The following is a 23314-nucleotide window of genomic DNA, read 5'->3' as shown; positions in this document are numbered from 1 at the left end:
TCAAACCTGCAAAGATTAAATTTCTTTACAGGTTTGAAATATTTGTAATAAGTGAAAGAGGATTATTCCTCTAGTTTTACAAAGCCCCAAATGAATCCACCATCAGTTACATTGAATGCTTTGATACCTTTATCACCGTCTAGAACATAGTAACCTTTTGAAGTTGGAGTTTGTGCCCAGAAGTAAATTTTTCCATCGATTTCAGTAATAGCCTGCTCATTAGCCCATGCATAGTGGCAAGTAGGAATTCCTTCAATTTTAGCACCTGCTTTTGTATTAATGTCGATAGCGTAGTAATCAAATGAGTAAGCACCAAGTTTTGAAAAGTCGCTGATTGGAGTAGCAGAAACCTGTGTATAAAGTTTACCACCTTTGACAAGTGCAGTTGCAAAAGTAGATTGAGTTGCATAGTCAGATGCCCTGATAATCCATGTTTTGTCAAAGTCTGTTTCACCAGCTTTAATTCTTATGATGGAAGAGTTTTGGATACCAGAACTGAAACCAGAGCTATAGAAATATAATGCTCCGTCATCACCTTTTGTAAGGAATCTGTTAGCTGATGATCCCCAACCAATTCCTTTTAATCCATCGTACTTAATTGTTTTATCCAATGTACCTGTAGCAATATCAATTACTGCAAATTCTATTTCACTATATAAATCATCTCCAAATCCTTGTGCTGCAGTTGTTCCGTATGTGATGCTAGCATAAAGTTTACCTTCTTTGGCTGCAAGTATATGTTTTCCCAATACCTGATATTCCACACCGGTTTTTGCAAGTGAAGAGAAATCCAGTTCTCCTGTTCTTTGCATGGTAGAGGGGTTAAACTTCTGAAGCTTAAGCAAGCCTCTGTCTTCATCAAGATAAAAGCCTGTATTTTCATCTACTATTGTATATTGGGTTGATTTTATGATGAATCCTGAATTGACGATAGAGCCGTCACTTGATACTGTATATTTCTGCAGACCTGCTTCACCGGCAGCATTTGTTCTGTCGAAGAACCAGTTTTTATATGATCTTACACCAAAGACACTTGTAATTTGTAACGACTTATTGGAAACATAAGAGATATCTCCGGATGGCATTCCATCGAAAGCAGTATAGAATCCGGCGTCCCACATACCCATTGCAGTCAAAAGAACATATGTACCGTTGCTTCCAAATTGTGGAGCAACTTCTTTTTCTTTCTTTTTACAAGAAAAGAACACTGTAACAAGAAGGAGTATAAAGGTAAATTTCAGAACAACTTTTTTCATTGTATTAAATGATTGATAATAAATTTTTATTTTAAGAGATAATTAACTTTTATGTGAAAGCTTCTGCCCGCATTTTGAATTTTGTAATTGTCGTATAAAACAGAATTCGTCATGTTTTTAATGAGAAAGCTAAATGACAATTTATAAGCAGGACTGTATGTAAATCCGCCAGTAAGTATGTGCTGATCAGGTATTATATTAGGTGTTGAATATTGCGCTCTTCCCCATAGGCCCAGGAAACTTTGAGGCTCTTGGTCTTTGGGGATATAATCAAGGTAATATTCCTTTACGAATGTATAATAACAGAGAATGGTAAGTTTATCATTATCATTAATGACCTTATTAAACTGGCCGCTCAGGCCCAGATTGGCAAAAAAGTAAGGTGTATTTTTTAAACGGTTTCCGTTGAACTCTTTTTGTGAACTATTGAAAAGTCTATAGTCCTGGTATGTGAAGTTTCCGTTTATTCTAAGCCATTTTAGAAGGTTATAGTTCACATCGGTCTCTAATCCTACACCTTTGACATTTTCTATGTTTTGATATTGAGCAAAGAGGAAGTTTACAGGTGCTACTCTTAATATTAGATCACGGGTAATCCTGTAAAAGGTATTGACTTCAAGAGTAAGGTTGTCTTTATTATGAGTGCGGAAGCCTAAATTAAAATTTACGCTTTTTTCAGGCTTCAGTTCAAAGTTAGAAAGATTGGTATTGCCATCTCCGAATATTTCATCCTGTCCGGGAAGCCTTGTAGCGACCTCGCCTGACAATCTAAAAAACGAATTCTGGTTTACCATCAATTTTATTGCTTCGGCAATTCCCCATCTGTTTTTCGAAGAAGATCCTTTTTTTTCTACTCCAGTATAATAGTCTCCGTCTACATATGATGTAGAATAGTGATAGTGCTTTATGATGAAGATATTACTAAGATTCTCTTTATAGATTTTTGAATGAAGTCCGACGGCAAAGATTGCTTTGTTATAATATGCCGGTATAGTCAGTATATCTGTTCCGCTATTTTTAAATTTTACTCCGTAAGGATCATTTCCGACCCGACTCAGTGCTGTATATACTGCGTTGAATTCAATCTTATGTTTTGGATTCAATACATAAGACAAATTAGTTCTTGAAGTAAAGTATGAAAAGTTTTGTTTGGCATAAATTCCTTGTACTCTTTGTTCTCCTATTTTATGGGGTGCTGAAGTGAAATTTCCATACCAGTCATAATAACCGTGAGCTGTATCTATCTGCTGAGAATGAATAGTATTTATTACTAAAAACTGATCAATGTGAAGTCGGTTTTTGAATAGGCTCTTTTGATATCTTAAGGTCGGTATAACAGAATATTGTCTGTTTACTGAGGCTCCAAAAGGCTGGCTCATGTTTGATCCGTATTGATTTTCCCGGTTAATCCAATAGCCTGTTAATCCAATTCGGAGCTCATCTGCCCATTTCGTATTTCTTACACCTCCATATACTTCACCATAGTAGTTGGTAAACTTATTGTGAAAAAGTCTGACTTCTTTAGGGCTTCTAGTTGATGAGATTTCATCGGTAACATCTGCAATTACTTTATAATCATTATCAGAATGATTGTAGAATACATCGGCTCCTATGAATATTTTTTTTGCTGTATCAGAGTAAAAAGCATTAGCAGAAACACGGTGAGTATTAAAGGAACCCAGCTCATAAGAAAACTCTGCATATCTCGGCAAGGATTTTCTGGATATCATATTTACAGCTCCTCCCAGAGCATCTGCTCCAAGGTTTACCGGAAGCACTCCTTTATATACTTCCAATCTTTCAAGGGCATTTACAGGAACAAAAGAGATATCATAACCTCCACCCAAATAATCCAGTGGAATTCCGTCTTTAAAATATTTAATAGCTTTACCCTGGTAGCCATTGATCATCAGGTTTGAAGTAGATCCCAGTCCTCCTGTTTGTCTGATCCTGATACCAGCAGAACGATTCATTAATTCATTCAATGATACTGGCTGTACTTTTACTGCTTTGGTGTCTATTACTTCAGCTTTGATCGCTTGTTCCTTTGCCTCTTGGGTTTTACTTTTTCCTTCAATGGTAATAACCTGGGTTTCTATAATTTCTTCTTCAAGTGGTATTGATAAAATTCCAGTTTCTTTATTAACAAGAATCAGCTTTTTATATGGTTTATAGCCGATGTTTTGAATGACAACTGTGTATTTCCCTTCTGGAATTCCGGCTATTTCAAACTTTCCATTGATGTCAGAAATAGACGCTTTGTTAAGCTCTTCCACAACCACCAAAATGCCTGGTAAAGAAATACCCTTTTGATCTTTGACGTCACCCGCAATGGTGAAAGTCGCTTCCTGAGCTTTTGCAGAAATTGAAATTAGTAATATTAAATAGCTTATTATTAATGTTTTAAATAGTGTGCTCTCTGCAGTTAATAAAGACATTTTCGGCAAAATTTGACTTTTATTTAGAATTAGTCTAAATTCATATTAGGATTGCAAATATAGGAAGGTGAGAGAGGGGAAAAATAACGCAAGAAGTAATATTAATGACGCAAAAGGAATAAAATGAGAACAACCCTTAGAAGTGAAGATCTTCAGGAAATTATCACAGTATTTGAACTTCCGAATGGTTATTCTACCTCAAATGGTATACAAGAATTTGAGGCCAGCGGTGTATATAGAGGAATTTCAGGCAAGTCAAATGTTCTTTTGATTGATGGATTTCTTATCAATATGTTTTCAATGCGTTGCCCCTCTGAATTGATTACTCATATTGAAAAAGACACGCCCCATCTTGAAATGCATTTTGAATTAAGAGGAGGCAATAGCTTTTCTAATAAGGCAACAGGGGGGATGGATATAGCCTATGAAGATGAGCATCATGCTTTATATTACTTTCCTGAAATGAAGGGTTACATTTTTAATCCGGTTCATGAAGACAGATTTTGCCTGGAAATACAATTGTCAGTAGAGTATCTGCGTAAGATTTTTAATAATGATTTAAGTATACTTAAGGAATTCGGAGTGAGTATCGATGAGAATAAGCCCGCTATATTAGGAAATCGATGCATGCCTATTACAACTCTTATGAAGCAGGTGCTTGCTGATATAATTCATTGTAAGTTTTCAGGTCAATTGAAAAAGGTATATCTGGAGGCCAAAGTCCTTGAGTTGTTATCATTGCAGATAGCACAATTAAATAGTCAGACCAATAGAGAATCTAAAATTGTTTTAAGAAAGGATGATATAGAAAAGCTTAATTATGTTCGGGAGTTGGTAAGAATGAATCTTTCAGAACCTTATTCATTGTTGGAGCTTTCAAAGATGACCGGACTCAACAACTTTAAATTGAAAGAAGGTTTTAAGGAACTTTTTGATAATACTATATTCGGATACCTTGCAGAAGAACGTCTGCAAATGGCCAAATCATTGCTTCAGCATGGAGAGCAGTCTATCGCTGAAGTCTCACATATAATAGGCTATAAGAATCCGCAGCATTTTACTGTGGCATTCAAGAAGAAGTTTGGATGTTTACCTAAGGAGTTTAAAAAAAAGTAATAAGCCCTGAAATACTTCATTAACTTAATCATATGATGTAACTTTGCCTTATGAGGTTATTTCTTTCAATATTACGCAAGCCTTATACAAGGATAGTATTAGCAGTTCTACTTACTTTGGGTTCAATCATAATATTGGATTTTTATCCTCAGAGTTTTTAATCTTTTGAAAATGGACCTTATCAGAAATCTGTTTGAAAAGATTGTAGCGCTTAGTGAAAATGAATGGGAGATTTTTTCTTCAAAACTTTCGAGACAGAAATTTCCTTCAAAAACTGTGCTGTTAGAGACTGGGCAAACAGAAAACTATTTGTCATTTGTAGAAAAAGGAATCATCAGATTTTATATTCCAAAAGAAGATAAAGATTTGACCTTTTCGTTTTCCTTTGATAATGGGTTTGTGAGTGCCTATGATTCATTCCTGTCTCGTATACCTTCTTTATATAGGGTAGAAACAATAACTGAAACAATCCTTTGGCGATTAACCTATCAGGATCTTCAGATCATATATTCGGAGACTGAAGTCGGAAATAAAATCGGTAGGTTCGCAAGTGAAGATTTGTTTCAGAAAAAGGCTAAAAGAGAACTTTCATTTTTAAATGATACTCCTGAAGAAAGGTATCTGAAGTTGTTTATAGAGCAACCTCATTTGATTCAACTGATTCCATTGAAATACATTGCTTCTTATATTGGCATAACTCCTCAGGCGCTCAGCAGGATCAGAAAACGCATTTCTTAACCCAGGTTCATTGTCCGGAAAATAAAATCTTTTGACCTTTACCAAAAAAGATTCTATGAAACCTCTGATTGTATTGCTTGCCGTCTTTATAATTTCCATTACCGCAATAAAATTGATTTACGGAGTTGTAAATATTTCACTTGCAGGAAGAATAGCTATGGCAGCAATGCTGCTTTTTACTGCTATTGGCCACTTTGTCTTTACCAAAGGGATGTCTATGATGCTGCCGGATTTGGTTCCCTTTAAAACTCAAACAATTTACCTTACAGGATTGATTGAGATCGCTGCGGCTATAGGATTACTTTTACCGGGTTTAAAGCATATTACCGCATGGTTGCTGATCGTATTTTTTCTTTTATTGCTTCCAGCAAATATATATGCAGCGATCAAACATGTAGATTATCAAAAAGGAACATTGGAAGGTCCGGGCATGGCTTATTTATGGTTCAGAGTGCCACTGCAGCTGCTATTCATTCTGTGGACTTATTTCAGTGGTATACGCTTCTGATTGTCGCCAAATTATTGTTTTTTCATTCTGATAATAGTAGTATTGAATTTCTTAAAAATTAATTGATAATTTATTTTGTGTAACCAATTAGTTACATATATTTGTGTAACTAATTGGTTACATATTATGCAAAGAGATATCAGACATCAATGGTTTTTTAATCATTCACCGGAAACAGTATGGAAATTTCTTACGGATCCAGATCTAATTGCTCAGTGGTTAATGGAGAACGACTTTAAACCAGTAGTTGGTCATAAGTTTCAATTTACCACCAAACCTAAAGTAAAAGTCAAATTTGACGGTATTGTATACTGTGAAGTATTGGAGGTAAAACCCTATACAAATCTTTCCTACTCCTGGAAGGGAGGTTCCAAAGGACAGATTACCTTGGATTCTGTTGTTACCTGGACTTTAACAGCAAAAGATGGTGGTACTGATTTGGTTCTTGAACATAAAGGTTTTAAAGGAATGAAAAATTATCTGGCTTATTTCTTCATGAATATTGGCTGGAAATCAAAAGTGATGAAAAGGTTTACATTGTTAATTGATACAAATAAGAAATGAAATCAAAGCCACTATCATTAGATCCTTTTTATGCATTGTCAGATCCAAGCAGAAGATATATACTTCAACTGCTATCAAAAGACAGCTTATCGATCAACGCACTTGCGGAAAATTTCGAAATGAGCAGACCTGCTGTTTCGAAACATATTAAAATATTGAATTCAGCGGGATTTATATCGATTGAAGATATTGGCAGAGAAAGGTATTGTGTACTGAATCAGGATGGGTTTTCTGAAGTACAGGAGTGGATTGGTTTCTTTGACACTTTCTGGAAAAAGAAATTAAGAAAGCTCGAAGCGCTTTTAAATGAAAAAGCAAAGAAGAAATGAGCGAAAAAGCATAGACGTTAAAAACACTTCAATGCAACCTGAAATATCTTTACTAGTTCTGAAAACCAGACAGCTTCAACTCTTAGTAGATTTTTATTCTACTCTTGGCTTGTCGTTTCAGGAAGAAAAACATGGAAGTGGTCCTACACATTTTTCATGTTCAATAGGAAAATTTGTGTTGGAAATTTATCCTTTGCCTAAGTCTGTAGCGGTCGCAGATAGTACTACCAGGCTTGGTTTTTCTGTAAATAATCTTGACGAAATCATAAAGAAATTAAAAGACAATAATTCTCAAATTGTATCTGAACCTGTAAATAATGAATGGGGATATTCTGCTATTGTAAAAGACCCGGATGGAAGATCAATAGAATTGAAAGACGATGCTTTTTGAAATACTATATATTGGAAATTCAGACCGAATATCAAAATTTGTTTTTGCAAGGTCAATAAATGAAAACATTGATTTTTCTTTAACAGATAAGTCAACGTTAGGTGGTGTTCCAATTAAGCCTATTATATCGCAACCCAAAACTTCAAATAAAAATGGCAATTCTACATTTGATGTCTTTGCATTTCATTTAAAAACTAAGTCAGATATGGATTTGCTGAAAGTAGGGCAATTGGTTGAACTTATTCCGTGATGTTCGAAAGATATAAATTAGAATTGCCAATTGTAATTGGTTAGTCATTAGATTGTTGTGTTGGTTTTTGTTATACCTTAAATATTCCTTTCTTCCCTTTTTGCTCCCCCGATTAAAATACTTATATTTAAAAGTTTAGCATAAAAATAATTGCCCATTCCGTATGAAATGGAATCTGAATAAGAATATAAGTTTAGGGTTCTGTATTGTCTTCATAGTACTCAACGCAACAGGAATTTTCTCCTATTACAGCCTTCATAGTTTTCGTGATGTAAGAAGAAATGAGGTGAAAGCCCGGAAAAGTCAGGTTTTACTGGAAAATATTCAATTTTACATAAGAGATATTGAAACGGGTCAGCAAGGTTATGTGATCAGTGGTGACAGCACTTATCTGGAATCTTATAATCATGCACGCTTACTTATTACAGAAGAAATTGCTTCATTTTCTAAAAACTATAAGAATCAGAAAAGGCTGAAAGAGCTGGATGATTTGGTGGACCGGAAGGTTAAGCTTGCTGAGCAAACCATTCGCCTGAAAAATGAAAAAGGACAGAAAGATGCAATAGCCGTCCTTAGATCAGGCACTAGTAGAGACTTATTGGCCCAGTTACAAAGTTTGATAGTTAAGATAAAAACTGAAGAAATAGACAGATATGATTTGCAATCTGATGAAGTAGATTCAAAATCTGGCTATGCATTGATATTTATTATTATCGGAAATGTAATAGCATTGTCTTTTCTGGCCTGGGTACTGATATTGCTTAACAGTGATATTGGAAAAAGGATCAGGACTGAGATCGTATTGAATAGATTTATTGTAAAAGCAGAACAAGCGAAGAAAAGAGAAGAGCAGTTTCTTGCCAATATGAGTCATGAAATAAGAACTCCAATGAATGCAATCATTGGTATGACCAATCTGATTCTTAATACTCCCCTGGCACCGAAACAAGAGAGCTATCTTAAAGCAATACGTCAGTCATCTGATAATCTGATGGTAATTATCAATGAGATTCTCGATTTCTCAAAAATCAATGCTGGAAAAATTGAATTCGAGAAAATCAACTTTAACCTTTCTGATATTTTTTACGGCCTTTATAATACTTTCAAAATAAAGACTGATGAAAAAGAAATTAAACTGACACCGATTATTGATGAAAGTCTTCCCGATACTATAATCGGAGACCCTGGTAAGTTGAATCAGGTATTGGTAAACCTGGTAGGTAATTCTGTCAAGTTTACTGAAAAAGGCAGTATTGATATGTACTGCAGGCTGATAGAACAAAAGGGGAATGATTTGTTGATTGAATTTTCTGTTCAGGATACCGGTATTGGTATACCGCAGAACAAGTTGGCTACTATATTCGAAGACTTTGCACAGGCAGCAAGAGATACATCCAGGAAGTTTGGGGGCACAGGTCTCGGGCTTAGCATATCAAAGAAAATTGTAGAACTTCAAGGGGGCACTATTACTGTGGAAAGTAAGCTTGGAGAAGGAACTACTTTTTCTTTCAGAATCTGGTATAAAGCTGGGACTGAAAAAGTGGAAAGAAACGAAAAACCAATTCAGACAAGGGTTCAGGAACTTCATGGCATAAAAATCCTACTTGTTGAAGACAATGAGTTTAACCAGGTCGTAGCAGTAGACACATTGAAATCCTTGATAAAGAATCTTACTATAGATGTGGCATCGAACGGAAAAGTTGCAATTGAATTACTGAAAAATAAAAGCAAACACTATGATATCATCCTCATGGATGTCCAAATGCCTGAAATGAATGGTTATGAAACAACTAAATATATTCGTAAGAATAGTTCTCTTGGATATTCGGATGTACCTGTCATAGCTATGACTGCAAGCGCTACCAAGCCGGAGATAGACAGTTGTTTTGATAGCGGAATGACAGACTTTATTTCGAAGCCTTTTGATGCAGATATTTTATTGATTAAAATTTCAACATTAATTAATAAAGAAAAAGTAATTGAGCTTACTAAAGACAACAAAGAAGTTTCGGGTAGTCTTATGAGTGAGGGTATGGCTGATCTAAGTTTTCTCAGAGGCATGACGTCCAACAATAGGGATCAGATGTTGAAATATATCAATATGTTTCTTGAATCAGTTCCTGGAGACTGGCAAAAACTCAAAGAGAAGGCTGCAGAAAACAACTGGAAAGAAGTAGGATTGATTGCTCATGCGTTGAAACCAAGAGTGAAATATATGGGTATAAAGGTAGGAAGTGATATTGTTCAACAGATTGAACATCAGTCTGTAGAGCAAGTTGATCTGGAAATAATGCAAGAACTAATTGCAAAATTCGATTCTATTTTGTATTTAACGTATCAACAACTGGAAACAGAAAAACAAACTTTATATTAAAAACTATTCAAATTTACTTTTATGAAAGATGTGAATATTTTTATCGTAGATGATGATAAAATGCAGTGTGAACTTCTGAAGGATTATCTATTAAAAAATCATAACTATAAAATAGACATTTTCAATACCGGAGAAGATTGTCTGAATAATCTGGATAAAGATCCGGAAATCATTTTCCTGGATTATACATTAAGTACAGAAAATAAGAATGCCAAAAATGGTATGGAGATTCTGAGAGCTATAAAAAACAGACTTCCTTCTGCAGAAGTAGTAATGTTTACAGCTCAGGACAAAATTGAAATAGCTATTGACACATTGACTCACGGAGCCTTTGATTATATCATTAAAAATGAAAGTGCATTTCACAGAGCTGATAACGTAGTTAAAAATATTCTTAAAAAACACAAGCTGGAGAAAGACAATAAGTTTTATAAAAGACTTTTGTTGGTATTCGGAATCATCATTGGAATCGTAACGGTAGTTGCCTTTACTCTTTACCAAACAGGACATATTACCGACAACGTAGGTCCACAGTTTTAATCATTATTTCAAAACCGGAAATCATTCAAGAATTTCCGGTTTTATTTTTAAGTTCCTCCTTATTTCATTGGTGAAAGTTCCCCATTCCTTTTAATATCCCTGAGTTTAGAATAAACTTTACCTCCGGTTTTTACTGTTTTCAATGTATAAATAAGGACGAGAATGGTTTGGGATCTGTTGAGAAGGAAAAACCGATACGAGCTGGCAGAAGACGTGATAGGTTTCAAAAGTCTTAATGTTAATTTTTATTTAATCGGAGAACCAGGGGATGGAAATCCATGGACTATTATAGATGCAGGAATAACAGGTTCCGGAAAAAAAATAATTAAAGAAGCCGCCAAGCTTTTTGGAAAAGATAACCCTCCTCAGGCTTTACTTCTTACACATGGGCATTTTGATCATGTTGGTGGAGTGCCTGAATTGCTGAAAAAATGGCCAGATATAAAGATCTATGCTCATCCATTAGAAATCCCGTATTTAACTGGTGATTTGAACTTTCCACCACCTGAAAATGTTTCTGGAAGCGCCGCCATGGCTTATCTGCTTCAATTGTATTCCGGTAAAACTCTGAATTTTAGTAATCATATTATGCCTTTGCCTGAAAGCTGGGTACCATCTTTGGAGGGATGGAGATATATTCATACCCCTGGAGTATCACCAGGTCACATATCTTTTTTCAGACCCAAAGATAAAGTTTTGATAGCGGGAGATATTATCACTTCAAAACAAAAGCTGAGCATACCACCGATAGCTCTATCTGAAGATCCGGAAATGCAAGGCCCTCCGGCTCATTATAATATAAATAAATCAAAAGTGTGCAGCTCTTTGAAGAGGCTTCAGTCTTTGAATCCTACCATAGCAGGAATGGGGCAGGGAAGACCAGTCTCGGAAGACTCATTGCGTAGCGGATTAGATACGCTCGTCAAAGTTTTTGAAAAAGAAGCAATGAAGGAAGATGACCTTTATAAAACAACTGAATTATCAGGAGCACATACTTCGAATAACGGACATACTTTCAGGACGGTAGGAAGAATTGCATCTGTATTTTCTTTGTTGGCTGTAGGCGCAGGGTTAGGTTATTATTTTGCAAAGAAGAGATAATCAGAAAAAGAGAAAACAAATTGTCGAGAACTCCAGCAACGGAGTTCTTTTTTATTTATCTACATGTTAGTCTGAGTGGATAAAAAATTATTAATGTCAGATGATTTTTAGTTGAAGAAAGATTAACTTTATTCTCTAAATCTAAAAATCATTAGTTATTATGGCAACCTGGTTTGAGTGTAAATTCAAATACAACAGAGAAGATCAGAACGGAGGTTTTACTACTGTTACTGAAGTATATTTAATTGATGCAGTAAGCTTCACCGATGCTGAAGCTAGAGTGTATGACGAAATAGGATCTAACTTCAGAGAATTTGTTCTGCTTACTGTAAGCAAATATCGTGTACATGAACTCGTGATCAATGAGGAAGGACTTACCTGGTATAAGTGCAAAGTGGCTATCACATCTCTTGATGAGAAAGCAGGCAAGGAGAAGAAGTTAAAACAAATGATTCTGGTTAACGGGAATAATGTAAGAGAAGCTTATGACCGTGTAGAAGATCTCTTTTCAGATTCTACTTCAGATTATCAGATACTTGAAATTATTACTACGAACATAGTGGAAATTCTTCCATACCATGAGCCTGAACCTAATTTAAAACCATTAGCACAAGCTTTGGCTGAAGCAGAAGCAAGAACAGAAACAGCAGCGAATGAAGAAACAGAAGCAAATTCTGATATCGAAGTAAGCGCTGAAGCAGAAGCAAATGAAGAAATAGAAGCAAGTGCTGAAATAGAAACAGAAGCATCTGCAGAGTAATCACATTACACTTTTAATCAGGAATGGAAATGAGCAACTAGCTTATCATTCCTGATTTTTTTTTGACTAGATTTTTTGTCTCCCCAAATTTGATTTTATATTCTTCAGAATTACTGTATTACAAGGTAGAGCCAGAGATAAAGTTTGTGGAGGCCTTGATTAATTTTTTAATTTAATAATACAACAAGGTATTTTTTAATGAATTGACTATTAGTTGATTGCTCAAGACTGGCCAATACAGGGCTTCCCAGGCTTACGTACTTGTAAAATTCTGGTTGACTTTTTAACTAATAATTCAGTTTTTAGTTGTTATCCTCAATAATGAGTATTATTTATTTATCTATCTATCAACTTTAAATTTTTATCTAAATGTATTTAGAGCTTCAGCCCAAATTGTCACTTGAACATATATTGGGTGTATTTGATCAGGACACTGCTATGATTTGTATTGTGAGGGGGAAGGATCACATATATGAGTATGTTAATGCTGCTTATCAGAATTTGGTTGTGGAAAGGGAATTACTAGACTGTCCGATTAGAGAAGTTTTTCCTGAGCTTGCAGAGCAAGGTTTCATAGAAATTATGGACTATGTTTATTTAACAGGCAACTCATTCACTACAAATGGAATGCCTTTTAATATAAATAATGAGGAGCATTATTTCGACCTTCTATATTATCCTATAAAGCTTTCGGATGGACAAATCTATGGAACATATGTTCGGGCAAAAGAAGTTACTAAAAAGGTTCTTTATAAGCGTAGATTAAGAGAAAGTGAGGAGAGCTGGCGCAAGCTCGCCAACTATGTTCCTTCCTTCAACTGGAAAGCAAATGCTCAAGGAGAGTTAACCTTTGTATCTGAAAAATGGAGAGCATATTGCGGCTTTGGTAACGGAGAACTAACTGAGGATGAATATCGTCAAAGCATACATCCAATGGACCACTTCCATTCAAAAATTAAATGGCAGGAAGCTATAAAAAATAAAAGTGTTTTAAAAATGGAAATGCGTTGTCGCAGATATGACGGGATATACAGATGGTTTCTTGTTCAGGCAGAGCCTATGTTGGATCAAACTGGAAAAATAACCTCCTGGTTTGGATCTCTCTTTGATATAAATGAAAGAAAGATTGCAGAAATTGAAAAGCAAGAATCGGTAGCTAAAGAAAAACAATTGTTTATTTCATCAGAGATTCAAAGGCAAATGCTTGAGAATTTGTTTAATAAGATTCCTGCAATGATATGTACTTTAAAAGGTAGTGATCATAAATTCGAATTTATTAATCCAGCTGTTGAAAAATTTTTCGGCTCTAGACAGCTCCTCGGCAAATTAGTCAAGGATGCTTTACCAGAAGTACTGGATCAAGGATTGATCAGGCATTTAGATAAAATATTTAAAACGGGAAAGCCCTTTGTCGGAAAAGAAATTCCTTATGCTTTTACTAAAGACTACGGTCTTGAACCTGAAAATTTTTATTTCAATTGTTCCTTTTATGCAATGTATGACGAAAGGAGGAATGTCAATGGCATACTCGTATTTGCCTCCGATGTGACAGAGCAAGTCAAAACAAGAGAGAAGCTAGCTCTTAAGAATGAACATCTTATAAGAATTAACAATGAGCTTGATAACTTTATATATACAGCTTCTCACGACCTGAGAGCACCTGTATTTAATATTGAAGGATTGATGAATACTCTGAAAATTTCATTAAGCGATGAAATAAAAAGAAATGATGAATTTAATTCCATAATGAAATATGTATCAACCTCTATAGATCGATTTAAAAATACACTTCAAGAGCTTACAGATATCAGCAAAGTTCAAAATGATATTGAAGAGGTGATTGATTTTACATATCTTGAGGAAGTGATGGAGGAAATCAGATTGCTCTACAGAGATGCTATCAAAGTCTCTGATGCCAGCATAGAAATTCATTGGGACGTTAAAGCTAGTTTCTCTTTTTCCAGAAAAAATTTCAGAAGTATAATAATCAATCTCGTTAGCAATGCATTAAAATATAGGAAACCTGATCAAAAAACGAAGATTGTTTTAACAGGTGAAAAAAATAAAAATTATCTTTTACTTTCTGTGAAGGATAATGGTTTGGGTATTCCCAAAATTCATCTGGGTAAGGTTTTTACTATGTTTAAAAGATTTCATGATCATGTAGAGGGGACAGGCGTGGGCCTTTATATTGTAAAAAGAATGATGGAAAACTCCAATGGTAGAATAGAGGTGGATAGTAATGAAGGAGAGGGAACTAATTTTAAGTTATATTTTAAACTCACTAATCAAATAGATTTGTTTTAAGATAGAATTTAAGAATGATTAAGAAAATGAAAATACAGTTATGTCCTATTCAATAACTAAAGAATTGGAAATTAATAGTTTGTTTTTAGTGTAAGCTGTTTACATTGGTATAATGAAGATTTAATTTACTGAAAGTGGAATATTTTTTAACCAATAATTCTATTTTTAGTTTTATTCATCTCAGTGATTCGTTTTTGTTTGTAATCCATTTTTAACTTAAACAGAATGTCCGTAACAAGTTTGTCTAAATTCTCAATAAAACATTTGTTAGGGGTATTTCATAAAGATCCCTCTATGATCTGTATTCTTAAAGGGAAAGATCATGTGTATGACTATGTAAATCCTGCATATCAGGCTTTGGTGGGAGACAAAGAGATAATAGGACTTGCAGTGCGTGAAGTATTTCCAGAGCTAGCAGAGATGGGACTTACCAAGGTGCTTGATTCTGTATATAATACAGGAAATCCATTTACAGGCTCTGAAATGCCTGCTAAGAAAGGAGGCAAGGAAGAGCGGATTTTTGATTTTACTTATCAGGCTATCATACTAGATGATGGCATCATTTATGGAATTTATGTTCAGATTTTTGATGTAACTGAAAAGGTTGAAGCAAGGAAGAAATTAAAAGAAAGTGAAGAAAATTGGCGCAAGCTGGCAAATTTTGTTCCTTCTTACATATGGACTGCAAATTCAGAAGGTGATATCACTTTTGTTTCTGATAAGTGGTTTGATTATACAGGCAACCTGGACAAAAGAGCTTCACTTGAGGGGGACTGGCAGTCTTTCCATCCGGAAGATGAAATAAAATATAAGGCCAAATGGAATGATGCTTTAACTAAAGAATCTTTTTTCGAGAATGAATTACGTTGTCGTCGATTTGACGGCACCTACAGGTGGTTCTTGCTGCAAGCTCAGCCAATAATGGATGCTTCAGGAAAAGTAATATCATGGTTCGGTTCTTTGAATGACATCAACGAGAGAAAACTGGAGGAGTTTGAACGACTGAAAATTGTTGAAAAGGAAAGACTGGTCTACAACTCTACCGAAATTCAAAGACAACTTTTAAAAAATCTTTTTGATCTGATTCCTGCAATAGTCTGTACACTAAAAGGGCCAGACCATGAGTTTGAGCTTATCAATCCTGCAGTGGAAAGATTGTTCGGGAACCGCAATGTTATTGGATTCCGTGCAATAGACGTGTTTCCGAACGCTTCCGGTCTGGATTTTATAGAAAAGTTAGATCAAGTTTATAAGACAGGGGAACCGTACATTGGTATAGAACTTCCTTACCCGATGCTTAATCCTCTTTCTGGCACCATAGAAACATTTTATTTTACGTTTGCTATTTATGCAATGCATGGAGAAAATGGATGTATCAATGGTATTTTTATTTTTGCTTATGATGTTACTGAGCAGGTAAAAAACAGGGAAGCACTGGCTTTGAAAAATGAACTTCTAATTAAGATAAATAACGACCTCGATAACTTCATTTATACAGCTTCTCATGATCTTAAAGCACCTGTTTCCAATATAGAAGGACTTATTAATGCTTTAAAGGTTTCCTTTGGTGAAGAGATGGTCAAAAACGAAGAGTTCAGAGATATTATGAAACTTGTTTCGTCGTCTATAGACCGGTTTAAAAATACAATCCAGGAGCTCACTGAAATTAGCAAGGTACAGAAAGATGTTGAAGAAGAAATTGAGTTCGTATATTTTGAAGAGGTTCTTGAAGAAATTCAACTGTTGTATCAGGAGCAGATTAAATCTACTGACGCAAAAATTATCGTCAATTTAAATGAAGGATTTGGATTTCGTTTTTCAAGAAAGAATTTTAGAAGCATCATTCACAACCTTGTGAGCAATGCTTTAAAATACAGGCAATCTGATATCAGACCCGAAATATTGATTAAGACTGAACTTATAAATAATTACCTGTTATTTTCAGTGCAGGACAATGGGCTTGGTATTCCAAAGAATCAGCTTGATAAGGTTTTTACCATGTTCAAAAGATTTCATTCTCACGTTGAAGGTACAGGGGTTGGGCTATATATAGTAAAAAGAATTATAGATAATGCAGGTGGCAAAATTGAAGTGGATAGTAGTGAGGGAAAGGGAACGACGTTCAGAGTGTTTTTTAAGTTGTAGAAAGTAATGTAAATCAGGTCATTTTTGCATTAGAATTTTTCAATAATCGGATACCATTCGTTATTATATTCCAGGTATCTTATTCTTACTCTTGCTCTTATTATTGGGTATTTGAACCTTCAACCGATTTTTATCTAACTTTTTTTTATAAAAAAATAATGACCAGGTTATTTTTTATTGAAAATTTTCTGCAACTTTGTATTGCAAAGTACTTTTTAATTTAGTGGATAATTAAATTGAATGAATATCAAAGAGAGTCTGTTTAGGTCTAAATTGCTAATGCCAGGTCTGTTCCGGAGGATAGGATATGTGCCATTATTCGCTGCATTGCTATTCTCCATGAGCATTATATTTTTATATCTGCCTTCTTTGATCTGGTTTACCAGAAGTATTTTTGAAAGCTATTCTCTTCTTAACTTGATTTTGTTCCTGATGGTCTTGTTCTTTCTGGTAAGACACCTGAATAATTTACCCAAAGGTGAACTGTTACAGATTCAGTTTAGATGGATGCCTTTTATATTACTATGTTCTGTTTCGGTAGCTTATGCATTGTCAGAGATCTATGCAAAGATTAATATGCTCTCTTGTGGGTTGTTTTTTCTGGCGCTGTTCAGCATGTCAGGATTTTTTATGACTTATGAAAACTGGAAGAAGGGAATACTTCCGACTTTTTTATTAATTCAGACATTACCTCTGGGACCTCATCTAGATGTATACCTGGGCTTTCCTCTAAGGCTTTTTGCAGCAGAGTCTGTTACTTCATTCCTTTCCTGGTTTCATATTAGTGAAGTTAGTAAAGAAACAATTATCATGATAGAGAACAGATCAGCAGAGGTAAGCTCTGCTTGCAGTGGCCTGAATGGTTTGTGGACAAGTTGGCTGTTCTTCTTTACAATAAGTTGGATAGAGAACAAGAAGATTAATTTCAGATGGCTGTTGTATTTCATGTTTCTAAATCTGTTGATTTATAGTTTTAATCTTGTAAGAATTATTACCATTGTCTTTATTGAGACTGTGCTGGATCGCTCAGTACTTGCGGGAATTATCCATATACCACTGGGAATAACAGGCTTTTTATTTTCCTGTATCATCACATGGTTCTTGCTGCATTATCATCTGCCAGCCAAAGAACATCCAATAGCAATAACAAGAAAATCTTTACCTAAGGATAGAACCATTGTTAATCTTCCAGCACTCTTTTCAGCCGCAGTTTTATTCACATTTTTATCTTGTACAATGTTTATCTCAAAGCCAGCTATAAATCTTCCTCAATTGGAACTGCAATGGCCTGCAGATATTATAGCTCAAGAGATCCCTATCACTAAGGCTGAGTATAAAGCATTTGAAAGAGATAATAGTTCAGGTAAGAAGTTTCAATTTTCATTAAGAAAGTTAACCGGAACTTGTCTGATTGTATATACAAACAATTGGCGAGGGCATCATCCTCCGGACCTATGTACTCAGGCTAATGGCTTTTCAATTGCAAAATCTGAAACAAGATTGATCACTCCGAATTTCCCGGTAACTCTGCTTTCCCTTGATAATACCAGTCAAAAGGCTTGTTATTGGTTTCAGTCTGCTGGCCAAGTAACACATGATCACGCTTCCAGAGTCTGGACTGATATAAAGAATGGCGAGCATGATTGGGTTATGATTTCAATATTACTGGATCAGTCTCCGGAGCATTATCCGGAAGAGTTCAAAGAATTATCCAAGAAAATGAATTTAATGATAAATCAATTTTTAACTGTTAATAACAATGAAAAAGTTAATTCAAAGTAATTTTTTTTCTTATGGCCTGTTTTGGTCATGGAATATGCTGTATCTCGTACTTTTCGCTTCCCTTGAAATTAGTACTGGGTTTGTAATCTTTATTATCAGAGATGCTTTTTTAGGATTTTCTCCTTTTGAGTTTATCATTACAGCAATATTGGCTTATTGTGTTCCATTAGTATCAATTACTTTGGCGCTCACTGTTTTCAGGAAACGCAAGGATAAACTCGTTGCCTTGTTTTATGGAGTGGAAGTACCTCTTACTTTGTTGTTACTTCTAAGGTTGTTTCTGGTAAGAGAAATGCATGCAGGTACTTTACACTTGTTTATCCTCTTTGTGACAGGGATGATTGTTTTTTTCTATGGATTAATTAATGAGAAATCTCCAGCAACAAAGTTATCAGCGAGTTTTTCTTTGATATTGAATTCAGTACTTCTGATAATAGGTTCCTATGTGGGACTTCTGCTCATATTTTATATCCCTCCATCATTAGCAGGATTGATTAAAGCTTTGGCAAAAATTAACCTCACTGATATTCCATATTTATTTAGTGAAGGATTTTTGGTTATCATCTTCTTAGTATTTTTATTTTATTCCATGACCTTATTGTTAGGTTTGCCTGTGGCATTTTTTTATTACTATTTTACTTCGTTTTATAAGAAAATAAAATGGTACTCTGAAACTTATTCATTAGGAGAAGCACTGGCAATAACTGGTTCCTTTGCCGCTCTGAATCTTTTGTTTTTTTATCTGTTGAACTGGAATCAACCACAGAAAGATTATCTGACCAGATTGAACAAAGCTTCATTCTCTGATTCTGATATAAAAGAACTCAGTTCAAATGCTGAAGAAATTAAGAGTGGATTGCTAAATGCATATTTAAGCAACTATAGGTATCTTGGAGAAGAAGAGAAGAATGATCATATAGAAGCCATTTATAAAAGCGCATTTGGTGGGGAAAAATCTAATTTTAAGCTCTTACAATCTGCTCATAACGTTTTCCTGAAACCATTTTTGTATGAAGGAAGGAGTATGTATGAAGACACAAGAGCTGCATCTGAACTGTATGAAAAATGTTTTGATGTCTCACTTCAAAAGACAGAAAGAGATGCCATTAAAAGTGCCTTGAAGTCAACCTGGGAAAGACAAGGGATTGAAGCTGGCTTGTTAAATATAGACGAAAAGAACGTGCATGTGAGCAAACAAGAAATAAAGACTAAAGAGCAGGAGGGGATAGTTGATGTTGAAATCCATGAAGTGTACAGGAACAATACATTTGATCAACAAGAGGTTCTGTATTACTTTAGTTTGCCTGAGCATGCAGTAATTACGGGCGTTTGGATCAGCGATACTAATGAGAAAAAGTTTTCATACAGAGTGTCTCCGAGAGGTGCAGCTCAGCAGGTTTATAAAGAACAGGTCAGAGAACGCATTGACCCATCATTGCTTGAACAAGTAGGTCCAAGACAATACCGTCTCAGAGCATTTCCTGTACTTCCTAAAAACAGGATTTATGATAAAAGAAGTGTAACAGTAGAGGAAGGTCCAGATTTCCATTTATGGTTTAGTTATCAGTTGCTGGCTGATTTGGATAATGACTATTCATTACCTTTTCAGCTTCAAAAAAGGAATGTATATTGTGATGGAGATACTGAATTTCTGGTTAATGGTAAAGAGTCGGGAAAAAATAACGATGAAGACTGGCTTCCTGTATCTTTGCCTTGCAGCAATAAACAAGAAAGAAAAAGTCATGTCTTTGCTTTCAATGATAGCACCATTATTTCTGCAACTCCTGAAATAACTAAAACAGAAGAAGCAAATGATAAAAAATATTCTTTTGCTTTCATTATTGATCAATCATATAGTACTGGTAAGTATAAAGAGCAGCTGGAAGATATTCTTGAGAGTCTTTCAGAGAAAGGCTATGAAGAGGCGGATGTTTACCTGACTGGTCAGTTTGCCAGAAAAGATCAGCTTAAAGCTGTAGATACGGATGAACTTGTATACTGGGGAAATTCAAGCCAGTTGAAAATGCTTCATCAGTTTGACTCTCTGCGAAAAGAAAAGAAGTATGACGGAGTTGTGTTTCTTACAGATCAGGGGGATTATGAAATCAGTGAAGATAGTTTGTCTTCATTAGAATTCACTTTTCCAGTATATCTTGTACACATGGATGGTAAGCTGCCATATGCTTATGATGATGAACTTATGGAGACAATTGTAAATTCCGGAGGGAAGTCATATTTATCTATCAATGATCTTTTTCAACAAAAGCAATTAGAGCACAAGTATAATCTTTCTAAGGAGTATTTATTGTCGGAGCAAGGGTATGTGTGGAAAATAAAACAAGGCAATGTAGAGTCTCAGCCACAATTTGAAAAGCTCGCAGCACGTCAATATATAAATATGAGTAAACCTGTTAAAGGTCAAAGCAATTTGAGTAATCTTGATTTTATTCATACCGTTGCCTTGAAAGCGGGTATTGTAACAAGGTTCTCTTCTATGATAGTTCTTGTGAATGAAGTTCAGCACAAACGATTGGATGAAATGGAAAGTAAAGATGATCGATTTAACAGAGAAGTTGAAGACGGAAAAGAAGTATTGTCTAAGCCAATGTTCAAACTCGGAGAAGTCTCAGGAACACCGGAACCAGAGGAATGGGTATTGATTATATTTGGATGTGGACTGATAATGTTCAGCTTATATTCCAGATATAAAAGTAAAATTTCTGAAATCCTCTCGTAGAGACGCCATGCTGGCGTCTCCTTTCAACAAGGGGGAATTTTCTCATTGAATTGATTTATAGAATATAAACAACAGAGATTAAACAAAACAGTTATAGCTTTGTAATCAGTACTAACCAATAAACATACAATACATATGAGGAAGATAATTTTAATAGTACATACCTCGATTGATGGATTTGTTGCAGGAAAGCGTGGCGAGTTCGATGATTTTAATCCCAGTCCTGAAAATCTGGATTTTATATGTAGTTTAACTGATGAGGCAGATGCTGCTTTAATGGGAAGAGTATCTTATCAGATGTTGGAAAGCTTTTGGCCTGATGCGCGAAATAAACCTGATGCATCCAAAAGCGAAATTAAATATTCGAACTGGTATAATGATGCTCAAAAGATCGTGATCTCAAACTCAATGATAGAGAAGGATCTCCATAATACTAAGATCATTAACGGAAATATAGCAGATAAAATTCTTCAATTAAAAAAGCAAGAAGGTAAAAGTATACTAATGTTTGGTGGCCCTACAACCTTTCAGTTGCTGAACGAATTAAATCTAATAGATGAATTCTGGGTGATTGTTTATCCTGTTATGTTTGGACAAGGTATTCCTTTTTCTCCAAGTGCAATGAGCTTAAAGAGATTAAAGGTCTTAACAACAAAGCAACTTTCAAATGGAGAAATTGCAATAAACTATAAAAGCTCTTCTCAGTGATACTGATGGGAAGAGCCATTTTTTATCTAGAACTACGGAATGAGAGAATTTTATTTTGCAAATTTCTCTCAGATTATTTACTTTTGCATCATAATTAATTCTCCTAATAATATTTACTTTTAAACAGGAGGTTACCAATGTTAGAATTCATCCAAATATCGCCCATTCGATTCTTTGCTTAGTGTAGCAAGGCTTGGATATTATTTTCTTTCACAATCATCATAAGATTTCGGGAGTAGGTTTTATACTTTATATCCTTGTTGTTTCCATTGTGGCATTTTGTCACGAACTACGCATTATTTTCTCAATTCAATTTTAAATTGACCATTGAGCAAGAGCTTTATTGTCTCTGAGGATAGCAATACGTTTTTGTGAATTGAATGAGCATCTCTTTCTGGCTGCAAGGCGGCTGGCAGGAATCCTATGTTCAATTTTTAGATGAATTTGTAAATGGATACAAGGGATATAACCCTTTATTTACGCATTCAATCTGCAAGAAAGAAAAAACGATTGCAGAAAGAGGCATTAGAGAAGAAGCTGATTGCTTTGCATAAAGAGCAGAATAGGTTAAGAGTTCAAATCAGAAATCTTGGATATGAGCCATTGATTCCTCCGGTCCAGAAAGGCTGGGAGAGGACATTTGTTTTGAGAGACGATGTAAGAAGAAGTCCAAGAGCATTATTTTATATAGACTTGCTGAAAAAGATAAACACAGTTCAATATAGTGATTCGAAAAAGTTTCTTGTAAAGCGGCGCAAGCGTGGTAAGAAAATCTATGTGAACCGCGAACAGAGGCTGAGAGAGTTTTATGAATATGAATGGAAAAACTCGAAGTTCTCAGAATCGGAAAGGTTTTATTTTACTGAATCTGTTTTAATAGACAGAAAAGGAGAGCCATATAAAGTGTATACTTTCAATGAGCCCTGGAGATATGTACTAAGAATTGTTCCGAACATGATCACTATGCTTCAGATAAAAGATGCTATACTGGAACAGAGATCCGATGAGATAAGGAATTATCTTATAAGTAATAATCTGGATTGTAAACTTGGAAGGTTGTTAGGGTACAGGCAGAACATCTGGGATTATTCTCCAAAAACAAAGTATGTCAATCCGCTTAAGAATAAACCTGTAAATAAAATTCTTGATGAGTATTATGAAGATAAAATATAAATTTTCATACCCTATCACAATGATAGGTTGAAATTAGAGTGTTATACATTCTCTTAATGAATTATTGCAAGTGTAACCTTCCCATTATTAGGACAGC

Annotated in this window: 19 protein-coding genes; 17 read left to right on the top strand and 2 right to left on the bottom strand. The window is 34.9% G+C overall.

Annotated elements, in window-relative coordinates; translation table 11 throughout:
- Positions 1-62: 62 nt before the first annotated feature.
- Positions 63-1256 (bottom strand): hypothetical protein, encoded by a 1194-nt coding sequence (locus J7604_RS24690; protein ID WP_293902442.1) that lies wholly within the window; start codon positions 1254-1256, stop codon positions 63-65.
- 26 nt (positions 1257-1282) lie between these two features.
- Positions 1283-3694, bottom strand: coding sequence for a TonB-dependent receptor (locus tag J7604_RS24685; RefSeq protein ID WP_293902439.1), 2412 nt, complete (start codon positions 3692-3694; stop codon positions 1283-1285).
- A 123-nt stretch (positions 3695-3817) separates the two neighbouring features.
- Between J7604_RS24685 and J7604_RS24680 the strand changes: the two genes are divergently transcribed.
- The 17 genes from J7604_RS24680 to J7604_RS24600 all read left to right on the top strand — a co-directional run bounded on the left by J7604_RS24680 (position 3818) and on the right by J7604_RS24600 (position 23217).
- On the top strand, positions 3818-4810 hold the full coding sequence (locus J7604_RS24680) for an AraC family transcriptional regulator (RefSeq protein ID WP_293902436.1): 993 nt from the start codon (positions 3818-3820) through the stop codon (positions 4808-4810).
- A gap of 171 nt (positions 4811-4981) precedes the next feature.
- A complete protein-coding gene (locus tag J7604_RS24675) occupies positions 4982-5548 on the top strand; it encodes a cyclic nucleotide-binding domain-containing protein (RefSeq protein WP_293902433.1) in 567 nt (188 codons plus the stop codon).
- 55 nt (positions 5549-5603) lie between these two features.
- Positions 5604-6056 carry a hypothetical protein gene (locus J7604_RS24670; RefSeq protein WP_293902430.1) on the top strand — a complete coding sequence of 151 codons (453 nt, stop codon included), beginning with the start codon at positions 5604-5606 and terminating at the stop codon, positions 6054-6056.
- Positions 6057-6182: 126 nt separating this feature from the next.
- On the top strand, positions 6183-6620 hold the full coding sequence (locus J7604_RS24665) for an SRPBCC domain-containing protein (protein WP_293902427.1): 438 nt from the start codon (positions 6183-6185) through the stop codon (positions 6618-6620).
- On the top strand, positions 6617-6949 hold the full coding sequence (locus J7604_RS24660; RefSeq protein ID WP_293902424.1) for a helix-turn-helix transcriptional regulator: 333 nt from the start codon (positions 6617-6619) through the stop codon (positions 6947-6949). The genes J7604_RS24665 and J7604_RS24660 overlap by 4 nt, the downstream gene beginning before the upstream one ends.
- Positions 6927-7340 (top strand): VOC family protein, encoded by a 414-nt coding sequence (locus tag J7604_RS24655; RefSeq protein ID WP_293902421.1) that lies wholly within the window; start codon positions 6927-6929, stop codon positions 7338-7340. Before J7604_RS24660 ends, J7604_RS24655 begins: the two co-directional genes overlap by 23 nt.
- Positions 7330-7590: a hypothetical protein gene (locus J7604_RS24650; protein WP_293902418.1), complete on the top strand. Its 261-nt coding sequence runs from the start codon at positions 7330-7332 to the stop codon at positions 7588-7590. The genes J7604_RS24655 and J7604_RS24650 overlap by 11 nt, the downstream gene beginning before the upstream one ends.
- Before the next feature lie 163 nt (positions 7591-7753).
- Positions 7754-9964 (top strand): ATP-binding protein, encoded by a 2211-nt coding sequence (locus J7604_RS24645; RefSeq protein WP_293902415.1) that lies wholly within the window; start codon positions 7754-7756, stop codon positions 9962-9964.
- Between the two features lie 21 nt (positions 9965-9985).
- Complete coding sequence (locus tag J7604_RS24640; protein WP_293902412.1) at positions 9986-10504, top strand: response regulator; 519 nt, start codon at positions 9986-9988, stop codon at positions 10502-10504.
- A 162-nt stretch (positions 10505-10666) separates the two neighbouring features.
- Positions 10667-11605, top strand: a complete 939-nt coding sequence (locus tag J7604_RS24635) for an MBL fold metallo-hydrolase (protein ID WP_293902409.1) — start codon at positions 10667-10669, stop codon at positions 11603-11605.
- 160 nt (positions 11606-11765) lie between these two features.
- Positions 11766-12365, top strand: a complete 600-nt coding sequence (locus J7604_RS24630; protein WP_293902406.1) for a DUF4494 domain-containing protein — start codon at positions 11766-11768, stop codon at positions 12363-12365.
- A gap of 369 nt (positions 12366-12734) precedes the next feature.
- The gene (locus tag J7604_RS24625) at positions 12735-14672 is read left to right on the top strand and encodes a PAS domain-containing sensor histidine kinase (protein WP_293902403.1); all 1938 of its coding nucleotides are present in this window, start codon (positions 12735-12737) and stop codon (positions 14670-14672) included.
- A 225-nt stretch (positions 14673-14897) separates the two neighbouring features.
- Positions 14898-16817 carry a PAS domain-containing sensor histidine kinase gene (locus J7604_RS24620; RefSeq protein ID WP_293902400.1) on the top strand — a complete coding sequence of 640 codons (1920 nt, stop codon included), beginning with the start codon at positions 14898-14900 and terminating at the stop codon, positions 16815-16817.
- Positions 16818-17057: 240 nt separating this feature from the next.
- The gene (xrtO, locus tag J7604_RS24615; protein WP_293902397.1) at positions 17058-18599 is read left to right on the top strand and encodes an exosortase O; all 1542 of its coding nucleotides are present in this window, start codon (positions 17058-17060) and stop codon (positions 18597-18599) included.
- Entirely contained in the window at positions 18577-21336 is a 2760-nt protein-coding gene (locus J7604_RS24610; protein WP_293902394.1) for a TIGR02921 family PEP-CTERM protein, read from the top strand. The genes xrtO and J7604_RS24610 overlap by 23 nt, the downstream gene beginning before the upstream one ends.
- A 135-nt stretch (positions 21337-21471) precedes the next feature.
- Positions 21472-22044: a dihydrofolate reductase family protein gene (locus tag J7604_RS24605; RefSeq protein ID WP_293902391.1), complete on the top strand. Its 573-nt coding sequence runs from the start codon at positions 21472-21474 to the stop codon at positions 22042-22044.
- Positions 22045-22494: 450 nt separating this feature from the next.
- On the top strand, positions 22495-23217 hold the full coding sequence (locus tag J7604_RS24600; RefSeq protein ID WP_293902388.1) for a hypothetical protein: 723 nt from the start codon (positions 22495-22497) through the stop codon (positions 23215-23217).
- The last annotated feature ends 97 nt before the right edge of the window (positions 23218-23314 follow it).

It is taken from the genome of Sporocytophaga sp. (genome assembly GCF_017745095.1).
GTDB lineage: Bacteria > Bacteroidota > Bacteroidia > Cytophagales > Cytophagaceae > Sporocytophaga.
This window is presented reverse-complemented; position numbering and strand designations above follow the sequence as displayed.

Excerpts from the sequence above, each read along its gene's own strand:
- J7604_RS24690 (WP_293902442.1), bottom strand. The coding sequence starts at position 1,256 with ATGAAAAAAGTTGTTCTGAAATTTACCTTTATACTCCTTCTTGTTACA.
- J7604_RS24685 (WP_293902439.1), bottom strand. The coding sequence starts at position 3,694 with ATGTCTTTATTAACTGCAGAGAGCACACTATTTAAAACATTAATAATA.
- J7604_RS24680 (WP_293902436.1), top strand. The coding sequence starts at position 3,818 with ATGAGAACAACCCTTAGAAGTGAAGATCTTCAGGAAATTATCACAGTA.
- J7604_RS24675 (WP_293902433.1), top strand. The coding sequence starts at position 4,982 with ATGGACCTTATCAGAAATCTGTTTGAAAAGATTGTAGCGCTTAGTGAA.
- J7604_RS24670 (WP_293902430.1), top strand. The coding sequence starts at position 5,604 with ATGAAACCTCTGATTGTATTGCTTGCCGTCTTTATAATTTCCATTACC.
- J7604_RS24665 (WP_293902427.1), top strand. The coding sequence starts at position 6,183 with ATGCAAAGAGATATCAGACATCAATGGTTTTTTAATCATTCACCGGAA.
- J7604_RS24660 (WP_293902424.1), top strand. The coding sequence starts at position 6,617 with ATGAAATCAAAGCCACTATCATTAGATCCTTTTTATGCATTGTCAGAT.
- J7604_RS24655 (WP_293902421.1), top strand. The coding sequence starts at position 6,927 with ATGAAAAAGCAAAGAAGAAATGAGCGAAAAAGCATAGACGTTAAAAAC.
- J7604_RS24650 (WP_293902418.1), top strand. The coding sequence starts at position 7,330 with ATGCTTTTTGAAATACTATATATTGGAAATTCAGACCGAATATCAAAA.
- J7604_RS24645 (WP_293902415.1), top strand. The coding sequence starts at position 7,754 with ATGAAATGGAATCTGAATAAGAATATAAGTTTAGGGTTCTGTATTGTC.
- J7604_RS24640 (WP_293902412.1), top strand. The coding sequence starts at position 9,986 with ATGAAAGATGTGAATATTTTTATCGTAGATGATGATAAAATGCAGTGT.
- J7604_RS24635 (WP_293902409.1), top strand. The coding sequence starts at position 10,667 with ATGGTTTGGGATCTGTTGAGAAGGAAAAACCGATACGAGCTGGCAGAA.
- J7604_RS24630 (WP_293902406.1), top strand. The coding sequence starts at position 11,766 with ATGGCAACCTGGTTTGAGTGTAAATTCAAATACAACAGAGAAGATCAG.
- J7604_RS24625 (WP_293902403.1), top strand. The coding sequence starts at position 12,735 with ATGTATTTAGAGCTTCAGCCCAAATTGTCACTTGAACATATATTGGGT.
- J7604_RS24620 (WP_293902400.1), top strand. The coding sequence starts at position 14,898 with ATGTCCGTAACAAGTTTGTCTAAATTCTCAATAAAACATTTGTTAGGG.
- xrtO (WP_293902397.1), top strand. The coding sequence starts at position 17,058 with ATGAATATCAAAGAGAGTCTGTTTAGGTCTAAATTGCTAATGCCAGGT.
- J7604_RS24610 (WP_293902394.1), top strand. The coding sequence starts at position 18,577 with ATGAAAAAGTTAATTCAAAGTAATTTTTTTTCTTATGGCCTGTTTTGG.
- J7604_RS24605 (WP_293902391.1), top strand. The coding sequence starts at position 21,472 with ATGAGGAAGATAATTTTAATAGTACATACCTCGATTGATGGATTTGTT.
- J7604_RS24600 (WP_293902388.1), top strand. The coding sequence starts at position 22,495 with ATGGATACAAGGGATATAACCCTTTATTTACGCATTCAATCTGCAAGA.